The sequence below is a fragment of the Colwellia psychrerythraea genome, from assembly GCF_000764185.1.
GTDB classification, from domain to species: domain Bacteria; phylum Pseudomonadota; class Gammaproteobacteria; order Enterobacterales; family Alteromonadaceae; genus Colwellia; species Colwellia psychrerythraea_B.
In genome coordinates this window covers 60,034-74,411 of sequence record NZ_JQEC01000016.1, presented here as the reverse complement: position 1 = coordinate 74,411, position 14,378 = coordinate 60,034, and the positions used below count along the sequence as shown (strand labels likewise).

The following is a 14,378-nucleotide window of genomic DNA, read 5'->3' as shown; positions in this document are numbered from 1 at the left end:
TGACCAAACTTAGTTTTATTCTACTTAGATAGGCGACTAGTATTGATGTAAAGCGTAACCACCTTTTAAATGGCCAACCTGATCAAAGCCTAAACGACTTAGTGCTTGTGCTGCCAAGTGAGATCGACTACCACTGCGACAAACAAGCACGAATTGTGTTTGTTTATCTTGCTGATGCTCTTGCACAAACTGCACAAGGCGGGTTAATGGTACATTTTCGGCAAAACTTTCATCGTGTTGTAATACATATTCATGTGGTTCACGAATATCAATTAATTTAATCGTATTTGAGTGTTTCATTGCTTCGGCTAAGCTAGCACTGTCGTATTCGCGCACGGGTTTTTTATCACAATCACCGATTAACGCACCGCACATAATCTCACTACCTGACTCGTCTATAATGCGCTTGTCCATGATGTATTTTTGTATACTAAATTCTTTGCTGTTTATTGAATTTTCAATCACTTGAGTTAGTAATGAGTTACGCGACATTTCAGCGGAAATGCTGGTGGTAAATTCATTATTATAATCGTGACTAGGACAAATAAGGCTGTCATTACCAATAAGCGATTTCAATAACTGTAAGCTGGTATACATATCCGGCGCACTACTGGTTGAAAAATTGGTGCGGCCAAGGCTATCCATCAGTATCAAGTCACCACAAAAGGCGTAATGAACAACTAAATTGTCAGTTGAAGCTTGTACTGGTTCACACAGGATTAGGCTAATACTATCATCAGTATGGCCCGGTGTAGGGACCTTAATTAACCACTTTTTACCTAAAGAAATGTACTGATATTGGTTACCATGAATGTTGATAGTTGGTGTATTATCTGGCCAGCCAAGAGTATCAGCTTGTTGTTGTGCTAAGAATTCTTTAGCAATACTGGTTCGGCAAGACTCATGATCTGCATGACCATGGCTATCAATAACAGCAACTAATTTAAGGCCTCGACACGTTAGTAAGGTTTGTAGACGATTAGATACCTCTGGTAATGGGTCAATAAATACAGCTGAATTACTTTTTTTGTCGACATATAACCAACTACAACTACCACCGACTTTAAATTGTACTAAACCATCTAGCTCAGCTTTATCATTGATGTTATGACTATCCATTGTGTCAGTGCTATTTAAGTCAAGCGTTAGGCAACTTTGCAGCAATGCTTGCGCCGCTGAAGCTATACGGTTGCAAGCTATGTCAATTTGAGTTTGTGTCATCGCCGGTCCGAATGACATTCTAATGGCTGATTCGCTTTGCCATGCAGGCAATCCCATGGCATCTAAAACGAAACTACGAGTCACTTTCGAGCTACAAGCCGAGCCTGAGCTGACACGGATATTTGCTGCATCGAATAAGTCCATGATCTCTTTTGAACTAAAGCCAGGAATAGCAAAGTTAATTGTGGTGGCTACGGAGTGTTCAAAACTATTATTAAAAACGATTTCTGGGAATGCTTTAGTTAAAGCCGAAACTATTTGTTGGCGAAATAACTCCAAGGTTTCTACGGGTGCAAAACTCGATTCACTTTCACCTAATAACATACTAAATATGACACTTAAGGCGGCTAAACCGGGTAAATTTTCAGTGCCAGAACGTAAGCCACTTTCTTGACCACCACCAGCTATAAAAGCGGTGAAAGGTGCGTTTTCTTTAACGTACATAAAACCAATGCCTTTAGGGGCGTAAAGTTTGTGACCACTAAAAGGTGCATAATCAATACTAGTTTGGTTTAAGTTTAAACTTGTTTTACCTAGGGCTTGTACACAATCCACCATCCATGCGGTATTTGGGTTATTGGCACGTATAGTTTTATCTAACAAGTTAATGTTTTGATAAACGCCAGTTTCGTTGTTAACTGCCATGGTACAAATCATCAGGGCATTAGGGACTTCTTTGGCAATGAAATCCATATCAAGTTGACCAAGCTCATCAACAGGAATTTCTTTCACTTCAGCATTTATTTCAAGGATTTCATTCCAGTGTTTAAGTGACTCAGGTACTGCTTTATGCTCGGTAGCACCATATAGCAGGCAATAGTCCTTACCGTTAGAAATAGTGTTATTAAGGTTCTTTTTAGCATTGATTAGCGCGGATAAAATGGCTGTTTGAATGCCTTCCGTTGCACCACTGGTAAATATAATTTTACCTGAGTCAGCACCAACAATCTGCTTAGCTTGTTGTCTGGTTTTATCCATTATCTGTTTTGCTTGCAGGCCCGTAACATGACTACTACTAGGATTGCCAAAAAGGGTTTCCATGGTTGATAAAGCTGCAGCGGCTGCTTGTGGTAAAACTTGCGTGGTCGCATTGGCATCAAGATAAATTAAACTGAGCGGCTGGTTTGCATCGGTAGGTAAATTAGTCATGAATTTCTCTTAAGTTATTTTGTTCATTGTTACTGAAATACGTTGGAAATTAACAATGATGCACATAAGACAATTATTTCATGTCAGGTCAGGTTTTGTTTTGCGTATTACCTTTGGTAATGGCTGTTTACAGGTATTTAATTCTTTAATTAGCGGTCAAGAAGAAAAATTAATTTAATTATGTGGGAGATATGAGTAAATAGAACCCATTATTACTTTTTGTAATGGCTATTCAGGAGTGATGAAAGGTAAATATTTAAATAAAATTCACTATGGCCCCAACGATCTTTAAGTAAGTCATTAAAATGGTGACATGAAAACAATTAATGACAAAGTTAATAATGGCTTAACGTGCCTTATTCTATTGCAAATGATAAAGCTCATAACATTATATCGGTTGTAGTTACTCGTCCTAACTAAGGGAAAAAGCATGAGAAGCTTTAAATCATCACCGACGACAGAGGTGTTTTTAATAAGGCTTATGGCTATGCTATTTACCCAAATATTGGTAAAGGTGGGATCGGCATTGGTGCTGCATATGGCAAGGGCCAAGTTCACTTGATGAATTTACCTCAGCAAACTTTGAATTTATGCCGGCGCTTCTGTGGTCGCGTATAAACTAACATTTATTCTTTATTAGCTAAATCCGGGTTTGTTGCTAGCTTTTTCCAACCAAAAACATTCATCGGTCCCAATACCCTGATTACCGTATTTCGAATAATACGAACCATAGCTTTGTCCATATTTTTAACCGTGGCTAAAGGTTTATCCGAAAAGTTAATAATCCAATCTATTCGGGATTGGCGTGCTTTTTTATATTGTTCTAAATTAACTTTTCCATCTTTTAAAGCCTTAGTTAGGGCTATAACATCTTCAAAGGCAGCCGCTGCACCTTGTTGTAACAGTGGTGAACAGGCATTAGCAGCATCACCAATAAAGACAATGCGGTCTTTATAAAAACGTGCCTCAGTAACTGACTTTAGCTCGCCAGTAATTATTTTTTGTTCATCTATTGCTTCGACAATACTTTTAGCGGGCTCTGCGTAACCTGAAAATATGTTTTTTATGTCAATTTTTGCATCGCCAGTTAAGGTATGAGATTTGTTCTCTTGATGAATATGCGCATAACAATAAAGTTCATCTTTACTGAGGGGATAAGCCATAAACATATCGGTATTACCTAACATATAGGTAGGTTGTAATTGATGATTGGGTGCCTTAACGATAAAGCGCCAGCCTGTTAAGTTGTGATTGTAAAGCGTAGTTTTTTCAGTGTATTGCTGTGCCCTTAGTGTAGAATTAATACCGTCTGCCGCGATAACTAAGTCATAATCACCACTTATTTGTGCATTGGAGCTCTTAACACTGACTCCTTCACTATGATTGTTAACAGCGCTAAGTTCTGTAGAAAAATGAATTTTATCTACTAAGCCCTCTGATAGTATGTTTTGTAGTTCAGTTCTTTGCAGAGCAACGAAGTGATCATTTTCAAAGGGAGCATGTGTTAAGTCTGCCTGTCCTAGTACCTTGCCATTTGACTTAGTGTAGAGTATTTCTTTTACTTGATGTGCCTGCGTCATTACAGCATCAAAAACACCAATTTTTTTTAGTGCTCTTAGTGCATTAAACGGTAAAGCAATACCTGCACCTAAGGTACTCATCGACGATTTTTTTTCTATTATGGTGTAATCGATATTTTCTTGTTTTTCCAACAAGCGAGCCATGGACAAACCCGCAATTCCCGCGCCGACAATGAGTACTTTCATGATTATTATTTGTCTTATTGTTGATTATGTTGATTATTTGATATTTTTACATAATAACATCGGTAAAGTAAATGTGTAGACGAGGCAGCTAACGCATTGTCGTTAGGTTATAAAGGCATAGGTTTGGCATATAAATAACCTTGGGCATAGGGACAAGTGAGGGATTTTAGGATATCGGCTATTTCTTCAGTTTCTACTCCTTCAGCAATGACACTTAGCTTTAACACTTTACCTAAGGCTATGATAGCGCTGTAAAGTGCCATATCTTCCTTGGAATTTATTATGTTTTGCACAATAGGTTTATCTATTTTGATTGAGTTCATTGGGAATGCGCGTAAATAAGAAATGGATGAATGGCCTATGCCAAAATCATCGACAGAAAATTTAAAGCCCAAGTTAGATAATTGCAACAATCTATTATTGTCTAGAAAAGCATTAAACTGTCTAAGTTTTTCTCAAACAACCCTAAATTCAAAAAAATTCACTCTCCGCGCAATAATCCGATAGTTCCTTTTTAAAATGATATTTATGCTTAACAAAAGTTAAATGACGTTAGCTTGAACTAGTTATCTCAAGATAAGGATCAATAGTGAATTATAAAATAACGCCAATACGTCGCGACTTTTTAATTAAAGTACGGCAGGCAGGAATTGATGATCAGAACCAACCAGTGATAAGGCAAGTGGCAACGGGCGGCGAGCCATGTCGAGATGTATTACGGCGTGCAGCAGTTGGTGAAGAATTAATATTAGCGAGTTATTGTCCGTTTTCAATCCCAGGCCCTTATAAAGAATACGGCGCGGTTTTTGTACTTGCTAAGCAAAGTAGTGAATGGGTTAATTATGATGAGTTCCCTATCCCTAACAATGCTACTAATGATTACTTCGGCGAAATTTTTGTATTAAAAGCGTATGATAAATATGAGTCTATCATTGCAGCCCAGCTAGTTACGCCTGAAAATGTTGAGCAAATAATTACAGAATACTTTCAACAAACCAAGGCTAGTTTTCTCATGGCTAGATATGCTGCGTATGGTTGTTACAGCCTACGGCTTGATAGAAAAGTTTAAGTTGTAATAACCCGGTTACACTAGCTAAGTTAACCTACTCAGCTGAACTAAAGGTACTCAATATGACTGATGACGTTTATTGGCATGCAATAACTGAGCATGATGCAGCATTTGATTTTCAATTTTATTATGGTGTTAAAAGCACCAAAACATTTTGCTTTCCTTCTTGTAAAAGCAAGGCACCACTGAGAAAAAATGTTACTTATTTTTCTGGTGTTGCCTTGGCTCAAGCTGATGGCTATCAAGCTTGCCAGCGATGCCAACCTAACAAAAAAACTCAGCAAGATACTGGCCTAGTTAAACTTATTTATGCTTGTAATAAAATTGAACAGCATAGTGAAGGTTCGTTAACTGCGTTACAACTTGCTAAATCAATGGGTCTCACCCAGTTTCAAATTAATAGGCTTTTTAAAAAATATCTTAATGTCACGCCAAAAAACTATATTGATCAAATTCAACTTAATACCTTGAAGATAAATTTACGAAACACCGACAATGTTAGTCATGCTATTTATCAGTCAGGTATTGAGTCTAGTTCGGTGATTTACGGTCGAATGATTACTCACCTAGCTATGACACCGAAAAATTATCTTAAAGGGGGTGCTGGCATCAAGATATCTTACGCTATGGGTGAAACTCGTTTAGGTCAGGTATTGATGGCGGCAACAGATAAGGGCTTATCCTTTTTACAGTTTGGCGAATCTAAACATCAGTTACTCGCTCAACTTGTGACAGAGTACCCAAATGCTGAAATTATGCTAATGCCTGAACAAAGCGCACCGCAACTTGAACACTGGTTACATCTACTCAACTTGTACTTAGCTGGTTGCAGTAATGAACTTAATTTACCCTTAGATATTCGAGCGACAGCATTCCAAAAAAGAGTCTGGGACTTTCTGAAAACGATTCCTTATGGCGAAGTAATGTCTTACGGGGAAATAGCTAAAGCTATTGGCTCACCAAAAGCTTTTCGGGCGGTTGCCAATGCTTGTGCGGGCAATAATATAGCGCTCGTTATTCCATGCCATCGAGTAATACGTGGCGATGGTAGCTTAGGCGGCTATCGATGGGGTGAAAAGCGGAAACGTATGATCATTGATATAGAAAATAAGCTAAATATCTAGCTATACTAAAAGTAGTTGTTAAAAATTGCAACATAGGAGCCTACTATGCATGTACAACTTCTGGTAACACACACTGATTCATGTTTGCCTAATATAAAGCGTGAACTCGACGATGCGGGTATTAACTATTGTGTTGACTATATTGAAGAAAATCCTGAGCTTGTTGCTTCGCATAATATACGGCACTCACCTAATATTCTGATTAATGGCAGTTTGATTTTTAGAGACCGGCCAAGTAAAGGCGAGCTGAGAACATTCTTCTTAGGTTAACTTGGTAATTAGTTATGGCTCGTTTAACACATGTTGCTTTACATGTTAAAAATTTGGCTAGTTGTGTTGCTTTCTACCAAGACTATATTGGTATGCAATTAGTACGTGATCGACACGTTAATGGTAAACACATTATTTGGTTAGCAGAGCCAGGCAAAGCTGATACATTTATTTTTGTTATCTTACCTCATGGTCCCGGCCACCAACAATCACCAGTAGATTTTTCTCATTTAGGCTTTGCTTTGGCAAGTAAGCAGCAAGTTGATGCCGTTGCTAAAAAGGCGGAGAATGATGGCCGATTATTATGGCCTGTTAAAGAAGAGCCATACCCTGTCGGGTATTATTGCGGTGTATTGGACCCCGATGGCAATAGGGTTGAGTTTAGTTATGGTCAACCTCTTGGAGATAACTGATTCAATTTGCCAAGTCGAGCGCCAATAGATATTACAAACTATATTTATTTGTGTCTGCGCGCTTGTGCATTTCACCTCGACTAAGTAAGCCATCAACAGCCGTTTGTACTTGATCAATATTATGCAAATACTTTTCATTCGATAACCATTGATTACATATGCCCTGTACTGAAGCACAAGCCTCTGGATGCGCTGATAAGTAATTGATAATACCTGTTTGGATTTCACTGTGAATGTCATTCATTTTCATAATATCCGCCCTTAATCTCTAGTATTTCATTTTTAAGCTTAGTGTATGTTTTGCTTTATTTCCTACTCTAGATATTAAAGTAGAGCATCTAGAGTAGGCTGTTTTTGTTAGTTCTATGGTTATATAGTGGTGATAAAAAAGGTTGTTTTTTCTACATAGCGGCCACTTTTTATAATAAAAAATAGTTATTGGTGAAATTTATTTCTTATATCCACTATCTTTATTTTCTGAAGATAACATTTAATTTCATTTTAAGGATATCACTATGAACAATCAAAAAATTGCCAGTGCAGCAATATCGAGCATTTTAGCGTTAGGTGTTTTAACGGCGACTTCGGCAAATGCAGTACCAAATCAACCCACTTCATGGGAGAAATGTGCCGGTATAGCAAAAGCAGGTAAAAATGATTGTGGTGCATTAAATGGCAGTCACAATTGTGCAGGACAAGCCACTAAAAATAATGATGCCAGTGAGTGGGTTTATGTACCAAAAGGCACCTGTGAAAAAATTACTGGTGGTGTTGTTAAAGCGGTAAAGCCCGCTAAGAAATAGTTTGTTGCTTAATTGTGTAGTGACTTTGCAAAGCGCTCAGGTGATAAAATAGCTGCTTTGCAAAGTTATAAATAGAACAGGAAGTATAAATAATGCGTAGCATAGAAGGGGTAGGGATTGGTCTTAAACATAAGCACTTGCAGCAGTTTATTGATAATAAACCTGATGTAGCTTGGTTAGAAGTTCATACCGAAAATTTTTTTAGCCAAGACAGCACCGCGGCAAAATACTTGGCTAAAATTAGCCAATACTATCCTATCTCAGCCCACTGTGTTGGTATGTCGTTGGGCTCAGCTACAACGAAATGCCCAATACGAGAACAACATTTACAACGTATAAAAAATACTATTTCTTGGTTACAGCCAAGCTTGCTGTCAGATCACCTCTCCTGGAGTGGGACAGAAAACGGACATTACTTACCTGATTTATTACCTATTCCTTTTACCGAAGAGGCGCTTGATGTTGTCGCTAAAAATATTAACCATGCACAAGATGTTTTACAACGACAGATATTGATCGAAAACCCATCAAGTTACTTAACCTATATCGATTCACCAATAGCTGAATGGCAGTTTTTGTCATCACTAATTCAAGAGACAGGCTGCGGCATATTACTTGATGTGAATAACATTTATGTCAGTGCTCATAACCAGGGGTTCGATGCTTTAGAGTATTTAGCAAATATTCCCGTTGATGCAGTAAAAGAAATACATTTAGCCGGTTATAGTATCGATAACATAGAGGGGCAAGAAGTCTATATAGATAGTCATGGTCATAAGATTTATGACGGTGTATGGCGGCTGTACGAACAAGTTATTAAGCGCTTTGGTGTTTTGCCAACCTTGATTGAGTGGGATACTAATGTACCTGAACTATCGGTACTGTTGGCTGAAAAAAAGAAAGCTGAAGCCATTATTCTTAAGGTAGTAAACGCTGAAAAGGTCATGAATGATCAGGCTTTTTTATGACTAAATTAGCAGAGCTACAGGCTAACTTTTTTAAGGACTGTTTATCAGGCACTTTAACTGCTGATAATACTACTATGAGCAAAGATATTGATAGCCACTTAATCTCCGCACAAGGCTTAATGGGCATATATCAGCATAGCGCCTTAGCCAACATTACTACTTCATTAAGTCTAACTTTCCCTGTGGTTGAAAAACTAGTAGGAGATGATTTTTTTGCACAAGTATGCCGGCAATATATTCTGGCTCATTGGCCAATATCGGCAAATATGGATGACTATGGCGACAGCTTGCCACAATTTTTAGCAGAGCTTGAGCAGGTTAAACAATTAGTTTATTTAAAAGATGTTGCTAAGTTGGAGTGGTTATTCCATCAAAGCTCTTTAGCTAAAGACAGCAAATACTTTGATTGGGCCACATTAGCAGGAGTTGCCCCGACAGATACGTTGAAATTAAACTTTATACTTGCTCCATCGGTTGCCTTAATCAAATCAACACAACCTATTAATAAAATTTGGCAGATGAACCAAGACAATGCACCGCAAAATATCGAGTTATCGATTGATGGTGAAACTGATACATTTATTGTGCTATTTAAGCGAGGCTTAAAGACTGAAATGATGACGATAACTGCTAGTGAATTTTTCTTGTTACAGTCGCTTTTCAATGGTCTGAATTTTGAGCAGACAATTGAAGCAGTTATGGCTAGTACCGCTACTATGGGTGCAGATACCTCGATAGATAATATCTTGAAAAAACATATGGAATTAGGCGTTATTTGCGGCTTTTCTATTTAGAAAAGCCGCAGCGCGATTGGTACTACTTATAGTGCCAAATATTGCAGACTAAGCTTTGTTATAAGTCAGCATGCGGACCAAATACTTCATAATGAATGTTTGTCGCTCTTACACCTAAATCCAGTAATTGTTGCTTGGCAAACTGCATGAATGGAATAGGGCCACAAAGATAAAAATTTCCTTGTTCAATAGGTAAGTCCACCTTGGTTAAATCCATCATGCCGTGATGAATATGTGTTTGTTCATTCATTTCATCACGATACCAAATAGCTTGTTGCCAATTATTATCTTTAATTAGGCTTGCTGTTTTTGATGAAAAAGAATGTTGCTCACTGTTTTCACAAGCATGTAAATATTGTACAGAATGGTTGTAACCTTGTTGTGCTAATGTCTCAAGCATGGCTTGCATAGGCGTAATACCCACTCCTGCAGAGAGTAATACGACTGGCCCCCGGCGGTCAGTAAAGAAAAAATCTCCTGCGGGGGCATATAAATCAACCTCATCGCCAACATGTAGTTCATCATGTAAATAATTAGAAACTATACCTGGCACCTCACCAACTTCTCGCTTTACTGAAATTCGATAGGTCTCGTTGTTGACCTTGTCAGATAAAGAATATTGACGTATTTCTTTAAACTCTCTGTTTGGATCGTACACTTCAATACCTAAATACTGCCCAGCCTTAAACCCTATTACCGGTTTGTCATCAATGGGCATGAATACAAAGCTGGTTACTAATTTAGACTCAACTTTTTTATCTACTAAGGTGAATGTCCTCGCGTCACGCCAGCCACCCAAAGTATCAGCACGTTCTTGGTATAATTCAGATTCTCGGTTAATAAATATTTGCGCTAAAAATTGATAGGCTGCTGTCCATGCTTCTTCAACATCAGCGGTGAAAGCTTCACTGGCTAGCTCACGTAATGTTTCGATAAGATGATGACCAACAACTGCATAGTGCGGAGCTTTAATATTGAAACTAGTATGTTTTTGCGCAATCCTCTCTACTGCTGTTGTTAATACTGCTAAATTTTCAATGTTTTTAGCATAGGCTGCAATGGCTTCAAACAATGCTACTTGTTGCCTACCTGAGTGCTGATTGGCCATATTGAAGATATCTTGCAACTCCGGGTTATGGCTGAACAATCGCTGATAAAAATGACCTGTTAATGCCGGCCCTGCATTTTCTAAAAGGGGAATGGTGCTTTTTATAATGTCGATGTGCTTATCAGTTAACATGATTACTCCTAAGGTATTTCTGTAAAAGGTGTCCTAGGCAAAATTACCAAGAACTTTTTAAAATTATTTATTGGATTGAAGATTTTATGGTGTTTATTAACGACTAAAATACTTCTCAATTTTCTTAGTCGTCAAAATAGGCAGGTAAACTTTTAAGAATAAACTTCCGGCGATTAACCAGGCTAATACGCTGATGTTCCAGCTCAACAGTGGTTGAGAAATTAATATCGGCAAAAGGGCTCGTGTCAGTGCAGACAAACTAATCAGAACAAATACCCATGAAATCAATTTACTCGGTGTTAATGCTCTGCCGGTATGACCAAGAGATACTCGGCTCATCATGGCAAAAATCATCAAGCCCATTGCGGCTATGGTAATTAAATGAAGTGCATCACCAAAGGAAATGGCTAATTGAATAAAACCAAGGCTATACAAGGGTTGGTAGCTCATACCAAGTACTATTAATCCCAAACCTAGCGAGAAATAGGATAAGTGTAACGACCACAATAAAGGAATATTTCTGGTAGCAAAACTGCGCCAGTAACTTTGTCTAATTAGGTGAAGTAACCCTGCTGATATCATTAGCCCTGCCGGAGTAAAGGGTAAATCAATAAAAGCCGAGCTAAAAAATACCACGACACCAGCAATGGAAGTAATGGTTAGTAATGGTGTTAGCCAGCTAGGGCAAGTGATAGCTAAAGTTTTAGCGCCAGATACTGTGAAAAAAGGGATCACTCGACCACCTAAAATGCCCATCAATAAACAAAACATTAATACACAGCTTCTAGCAATATGCCGAGTCAGTTCGTAATGGCCATTAAAATCAAGTAGTAATAAGACAATGTTTAGCATCATTAATACCGATAATAACGGAATGAAAAGATAGTTTCGGTGGTTGTGACTTTTAAGCACTAACCGCGTGAAAATAGCAATTGATCCTAACCACCAACAGCTTTGTAAGATAATGGCGACAATAATTGTACTTGGTAAGTTAACTATTAAGGCAACTCTAACCAGTAGCCAAAGCCCTATAAAAGCTAATAGTGGTAAACCTTTAATACTTGGCTGTCCTGTCCATGTTTGTGCGGCGGTGAGAATAAAACCTACGGCAACGGTGGCGGCAAAACCAAATATCATTTCATGAATATGCCAGGTTAATGGGCTTATGCCATTAACGCTAAAAGTGAAGTATCCATTAAAGTAAGCAGCCCATATGCCTAATGCGAACATAGAACAAGCAACGGCCAGTAAAAAATAACTTCTAAAGGCTAAATCTAATACTGGATGCTGTGCTATATAGTTGAGTGGACTGTTGCCATCTTGAGAGCAGCTTTGTTGATCATAAGTTAGCCGAGCAGCTTCTGAATCTTGAATTTGTAACATGTTAAAAGTTCCTTTTACCAAAACCATGTAAAGCAACACAACGCAATACATAGCCAATTTTGAGTAAACCAGCGAAAACAATAGTGGCAATATGCGCAGACACTTGAACTGAAATGGTAAAGTGTTGGTCATAACCGAAAGTTATAAATATCGAAGTAGTCACAATCAATAAGGACAACAACATTAAATAGTTACCTATAATTAAACATTTTTGAAAACCCAATGCGTTATCGATAGTGGGCAGTTGGCGAGCGATAGAAAATTGTGAATACATGTCGGCCTCTTATTAGTGATTGGCTTTTTATTATTTACTTCGGTTATTTATAATTATTAATTGCAAAGTAAGTGCCATGTTTTATTTTACTTTATATTCAAGGGTTTAAGTGTTTTCCTTTGGTTTTTGTAGTCTAAATGACTACTACTACCTGTAGTCATTTAGACTCCTTCGTGTTATTTTGTTATATTGAGAACAAGGTAAAGTGAACCCTTCTTTGAAACCAAGGGTAATTTTCAGGATAAGCAATGAAACAAATATCATCATCAGCAGTTATTGAGTTAGCACTTGACCTTGCAACGAGCTTAAATAGCAAAGATAGGTTCGATAGATTATTAGATACTGTTAGAAAGACCATCACCTGTGATGCGGTCGCATTACTGTCTTTTCATGGAGAGCTGCTAAAACCTATCGCGCTACAAGGATTAAGTCGGGATACCTTAGGGCGTCGTTTTTATGTGGAAGAGCACCCTCGATTTCTAGCACTTTGCCAATCAAAATCCCCCATTCGTTTCCCTGCTGATTCACCCCTACCAGACCCTTATGATGGCTTGTTGATAGATCGCGATGGCGATTTACCTGTGCACTCATGCATGGGTTTACCACTCTATTATGATGATAAATTGCTCGGCTTATTGACCATGGATAGCCTAACGCCACATGACTTTGAAGATATTGAAGCACGTACGTTAGAAGTAATTTCAGCCATATCAGCGGCAACACTCAATACAGCCTTTCTATTAGAGCAACTTGAAAGTAGAGCTGATCATTCACAACGTGTGGTAGCAGAATTAACAGAAGAAGCGTGGAAACGTGATGGCGGGGAGCTTATTGGTGAAAGCCCGATCATGTCGCAACTTAAACAAGAATTAGACATTGTCGCCTCCTCTGATTTTAATATCTTAATCTATGGTGAAACTGGTGTAGGTAAAGAGCTAGTTGCCCGAACCTTACATCAAAAGTCACTGCGACATCATGGGCCTATGGTGTATGTGAATTGCGCTGCTCTGCCGGAAAATCTTATTGAAAGTGAGCTTTTTGGTCATGTCAAAGGTGCTTTTACCGGTGCGGATAGAAATCGTGCCGGTAAATTTTCACTGGCAGATGGAGGCACATTATTTTTAGATGAAATAGGTGAATTACCGCTTGCTGCGCAGAGTAAAATATTAAGAGCAATTCAGAGTAATGAAATTCAACCTGTTGGCCAAGATAATGTGGAAGAAGTTGATGTGCGTATAGTAGCGGCGACCAATAGAGATTTGAAAGAAGAGGTTGGTGAAGGACGTTTTCGTGCTGATTTATATCACAGGTTAACTGTATATCCCATACGGGTGCCAAGACTTTATGAACGGGTTGGTGACGTACAGTTATTAGCGGGTTATTTTGTTGAACAAACTCGGCGTAAGCTAGGTATTGGTCAGTTAAAAATTACTGAGCATGCCGTTGCCCATTTAACGCAATACAATTGGCCAGGTAATGTTCGTGAATTAGAGCATGTTGTTAGTCGGGCAACTTTAAAAGCGCGTGCTCGTCAGCATGGTAAAGCGATTATTTCTATTGATAAAATCGATTGTGGACCACTCAATGCTGTTGGGGAAGAGCTACCACTAGGGCTTATTGTAGAAGATGGTTTTTCATCTACAGATAATAAACATCAGAACTTGCCATTAAAAGCAGAAACTGAGAATTTTCAAAAATCACTAATTAGCCGAGTACTCAAAGAAGAAGCTGGTAACTGGGCTGCAGCGGCAAGGCGATTATCAACAGATAGGGCAAACTTGAACCGTATTGCCAAACGTTTAAATATCAAAGTGGTGAAGTCAGTCGTATAATAGTTATTAGTTTAAGAAGTAGTACTAATGAATAAATACGCGACTAGATGTGATAACTAGTCGCGTGTTCGG

General features: G+C 38.4%; 16 protein-coding genes. 9 read left to right on the top strand and 7 right to left on the bottom strand.

Features of this window, described 5'->3' with window-relative positions; genetic code table 11:
- Positions 1–36 precede the first annotated feature (36 nt).
- Positions 37–2,370: an aminotransferase class V-fold PLP-dependent enzyme gene (locus tag GAB14E_RS14600; RefSeq protein WP_033081761.1), complete on the bottom strand. Its 2,334-nt coding sequence runs from the start codon at positions 2,368–2,370 to the stop codon at positions 37–39.
- 55 nt (positions 2,371–2,425) lie between these two features.
- On the opposite strand from GAB14E_RS14600, the gene GAB14E_RS25495 reads away from it, so the two are divergent.
- Positions 2,426–2,548, top strand: a complete 123-nt coding sequence (locus tag GAB14E_RS25495) for a hypothetical protein (RefSeq protein WP_269429109.1) — start codon at positions 2,426–2,428, stop codon at positions 2,546–2,548.
- Positions 2,549–2,996: 448 nt separating this feature from the next.
- On the opposite strand, the gene GAB14E_RS14605 is transcribed toward GAB14E_RS25495, so the two are convergent.
- A complete protein-coding gene (locus GAB14E_RS14605; RefSeq protein WP_033081760.1) occupies positions 2,997–4,136 on the bottom strand; it encodes an FAD-dependent oxidoreductase in 1,140 nt (379 codons plus the stop codon).
- Between the two features lie 107 nt (positions 4,137–4,243).
- A complete protein-coding gene (locus GAB14E_RS24485; RefSeq protein WP_081967771.1) occupies positions 4,244–4,549 on the bottom strand; it encodes an EAL domain-containing protein in 306 nt (101 codons plus the stop codon).
- A 176-nt stretch (positions 4,550–4,725) separates the two neighbouring features.
- Here GAB14E_RS24485 and GAB14E_RS14610 point away from each other — a divergent pair, with 176 nt between their 5' ends.
- The 4 genes from GAB14E_RS14610 (at position 4,726) to GAB14E_RS14625 (ending at position 7,012) form a co-directional block, all read left to right on the top strand.
- On the top strand, positions 4,726–5,205 hold the full coding sequence (locus GAB14E_RS14610; RefSeq protein WP_033081759.1) for a DUF1203 domain-containing protein: 480 nt from the start codon (positions 4,726–4,728) through the stop codon (positions 5,203–5,205).
- 62 nt (positions 5,206–5,267) lie between these two features.
- A complete protein-coding gene (locus tag GAB14E_RS14615) occupies positions 5,268–6,329 on the top strand; it encodes a bifunctional transcriptional activator/DNA repair enzyme AdaA (RefSeq protein ID WP_033081758.1) in 1,062 nt (353 codons plus the stop codon).
- A 45-nt stretch (positions 6,330–6,374) separates the two neighbouring features.
- Positions 6,375–6,599, top strand: a complete 225-nt coding sequence (locus tag GAB14E_RS14620) for a hypothetical protein (RefSeq protein WP_033081757.1) — start codon at positions 6,375–6,377, stop codon at positions 6,597–6,599.
- 14 nt (positions 6,600–6,613) lie between these two features.
- Positions 6,614–7,012: a VOC family protein gene (locus GAB14E_RS14625; RefSeq protein WP_033081756.1), complete on the top strand. Its 399-nt coding sequence runs from the start codon at positions 6,614–6,616 to the stop codon at positions 7,010–7,012.
- 31 nt (positions 7,013–7,043) lie between these two features.
- Here GAB14E_RS14625 and GAB14E_RS14630 read toward each other — a convergent pair whose 3' ends face one another.
- Positions 7,044–7,262 (bottom strand): hypothetical protein, encoded by a 219-nt coding sequence (locus GAB14E_RS14630; RefSeq protein WP_033081755.1) that lies wholly within the window; start codon positions 7,260–7,262, stop codon positions 7,044–7,046.
- A gap of 265 nt (positions 7,263–7,527) precedes the next feature.
- On the opposite strand from GAB14E_RS14630, the gene GAB14E_RS14635 reads away from it, so the two are divergent.
- The 3 genes from GAB14E_RS14635 to GAB14E_RS14645 all read left to right on the top strand — a co-directional run bounded on the left by GAB14E_RS14635 (position 7,528) and on the right by GAB14E_RS14645 (position 9,577).
- Positions 7,528–7,815: a BufA1 family periplasmic bufferin-type metallophore gene (locus GAB14E_RS14635; protein WP_033081754.1), complete on the top strand. Its 288-nt coding sequence runs from the start codon at positions 7,528–7,530 to the stop codon at positions 7,813–7,815.
- Between the two features lie 92 nt (positions 7,816–7,907).
- Positions 7,908–8,783, top strand: a complete 876-nt coding sequence (gene bufB / locus GAB14E_RS14640; protein WP_033081753.1) for an MNIO family bufferin maturase — start codon at positions 7,908–7,910, stop codon at positions 8,781–8,783.
- Positions 8,780–9,577, top strand: a complete 798-nt coding sequence (locus tag GAB14E_RS14645) for an HvfC/BufC N-terminal domain-containing protein (protein WP_033081752.1) — start codon at positions 8,780–8,782, stop codon at positions 9,575–9,577. Before bufB ends, GAB14E_RS14645 begins: the two co-directional genes overlap by 4 nt.
- A gap of 58 nt (positions 9,578–9,635) precedes the next feature.
- On the opposite strand, the gene hmpA is transcribed toward GAB14E_RS14645, so the two are convergent.
- The 3 genes from hmpA to GAB14E_RS14660 form a co-directional block, all read right to left on the bottom strand.
- Entirely contained in the window at positions 9,636–10,820 is a 1,185-nt protein-coding gene (hmpA, locus tag GAB14E_RS14650) for an NO-inducible flavohemoprotein (protein WP_269429111.1), read from the bottom strand.
- Between the two features lie 93 nt (positions 10,821–10,913).
- Positions 10,914–12,200, bottom strand: coding sequence for an NnrS family protein (locus GAB14E_RS14655; RefSeq protein WP_033081750.1), 1,287 nt, complete (start codon positions 12,198–12,200; stop codon positions 10,914–10,916).
- Position 12,201: 1 nt separating this feature from the next.
- Positions 12,202–12,474, bottom strand: a complete 273-nt coding sequence (locus GAB14E_RS14660) for a hypothetical protein (protein ID WP_033081749.1) — start codon at positions 12,472–12,474, stop codon at positions 12,202–12,204.
- A 248-nt stretch (positions 12,475–12,722) separates the two neighbouring features.
- Here GAB14E_RS14660 and norR point away from each other — a divergent pair, with 248 nt between their 5' ends.
- The gene (gene norR, locus GAB14E_RS14665) at positions 12,723–14,306 is read left to right on the top strand and encodes a nitric oxide reductase transcriptional regulator NorR (RefSeq protein WP_033081748.1); all 1,584 of its coding nucleotides are present in this window, start codon (positions 12,723–12,725) and stop codon (positions 14,304–14,306) included.
- The last annotated feature ends 72 nt before the right edge of the window (positions 14,307–14,378 follow it).

Coding starts and splice junctions, on each gene's coding strand:
- GAB14E_RS14605 (WP_033081760.1), bottom strand. CDS start 4,136: ATGAAAGTACTCATTGTCGGCGCGGGAATTGCGGGTTTGTCCATGGCT.
- GAB14E_RS14625 (WP_033081756.1), top strand. CDS start 6,614: ATGGCTCGTTTAACACATGTTGCTTTACATGTTAAAAATTTGGCTAGT.
- GAB14E_RS14655 (WP_033081750.1), bottom strand. CDS start 12,200: ATGTTACAAATTCAAGATTCAGAAGCTGCTCGGCTAACTTATGATCAA.
- GAB14E_RS14615 (WP_033081758.1), top strand. CDS start 5,268: ATGACTGATGACGTTTATTGGCATGCAATAACTGAGCATGATGCAGCA.
- GAB14E_RS14660 (WP_033081749.1), bottom strand. CDS start 12,474: ATGTATTCACAATTTTCTATCGCTCGCCAACTGCCCACTATCGATAAC.
- bufB (WP_033081753.1), top strand. CDS start 7,908: ATGCGTAGCATAGAAGGGGTAGGGATTGGTCTTAAACATAAGCACTTG.
- GAB14E_RS14635 (WP_033081754.1), top strand. CDS start 7,528: ATGAACAATCAAAAAATTGCCAGTGCAGCAATATCGAGCATTTTAGCG.
- GAB14E_RS25495 (WP_269429109.1), top strand. CDS start 2,426: ATGATGCACATAAGACAATTATTTCATGTCAGGTCAGGTTTTGTTTTG.
- GAB14E_RS14630 (WP_033081755.1), bottom strand. CDS start 7,262: ATGAAAATGAATGACATTCACAGTGAAATCCAAACAGGTATTATCAAT.
- GAB14E_RS14620 (WP_033081757.1), top strand. CDS start 6,375: ATGCATGTACAACTTCTGGTAACACACACTGATTCATGTTTGCCTAAT.
- GAB14E_RS14645 (WP_033081752.1), top strand. CDS start 8,780: ATGACTAAATTAGCAGAGCTACAGGCTAACTTTTTTAAGGACTGTTTA.
- norR (WP_033081748.1), top strand. CDS start 12,723: ATGAAACAAATATCATCATCAGCAGTTATTGAGTTAGCACTTGACCTT.
- GAB14E_RS14600 (WP_033081761.1), bottom strand. CDS start 2,370: ATGACTAATTTACCTACCGATGCAAACCAGCCGCTCAGTTTAATTTAT.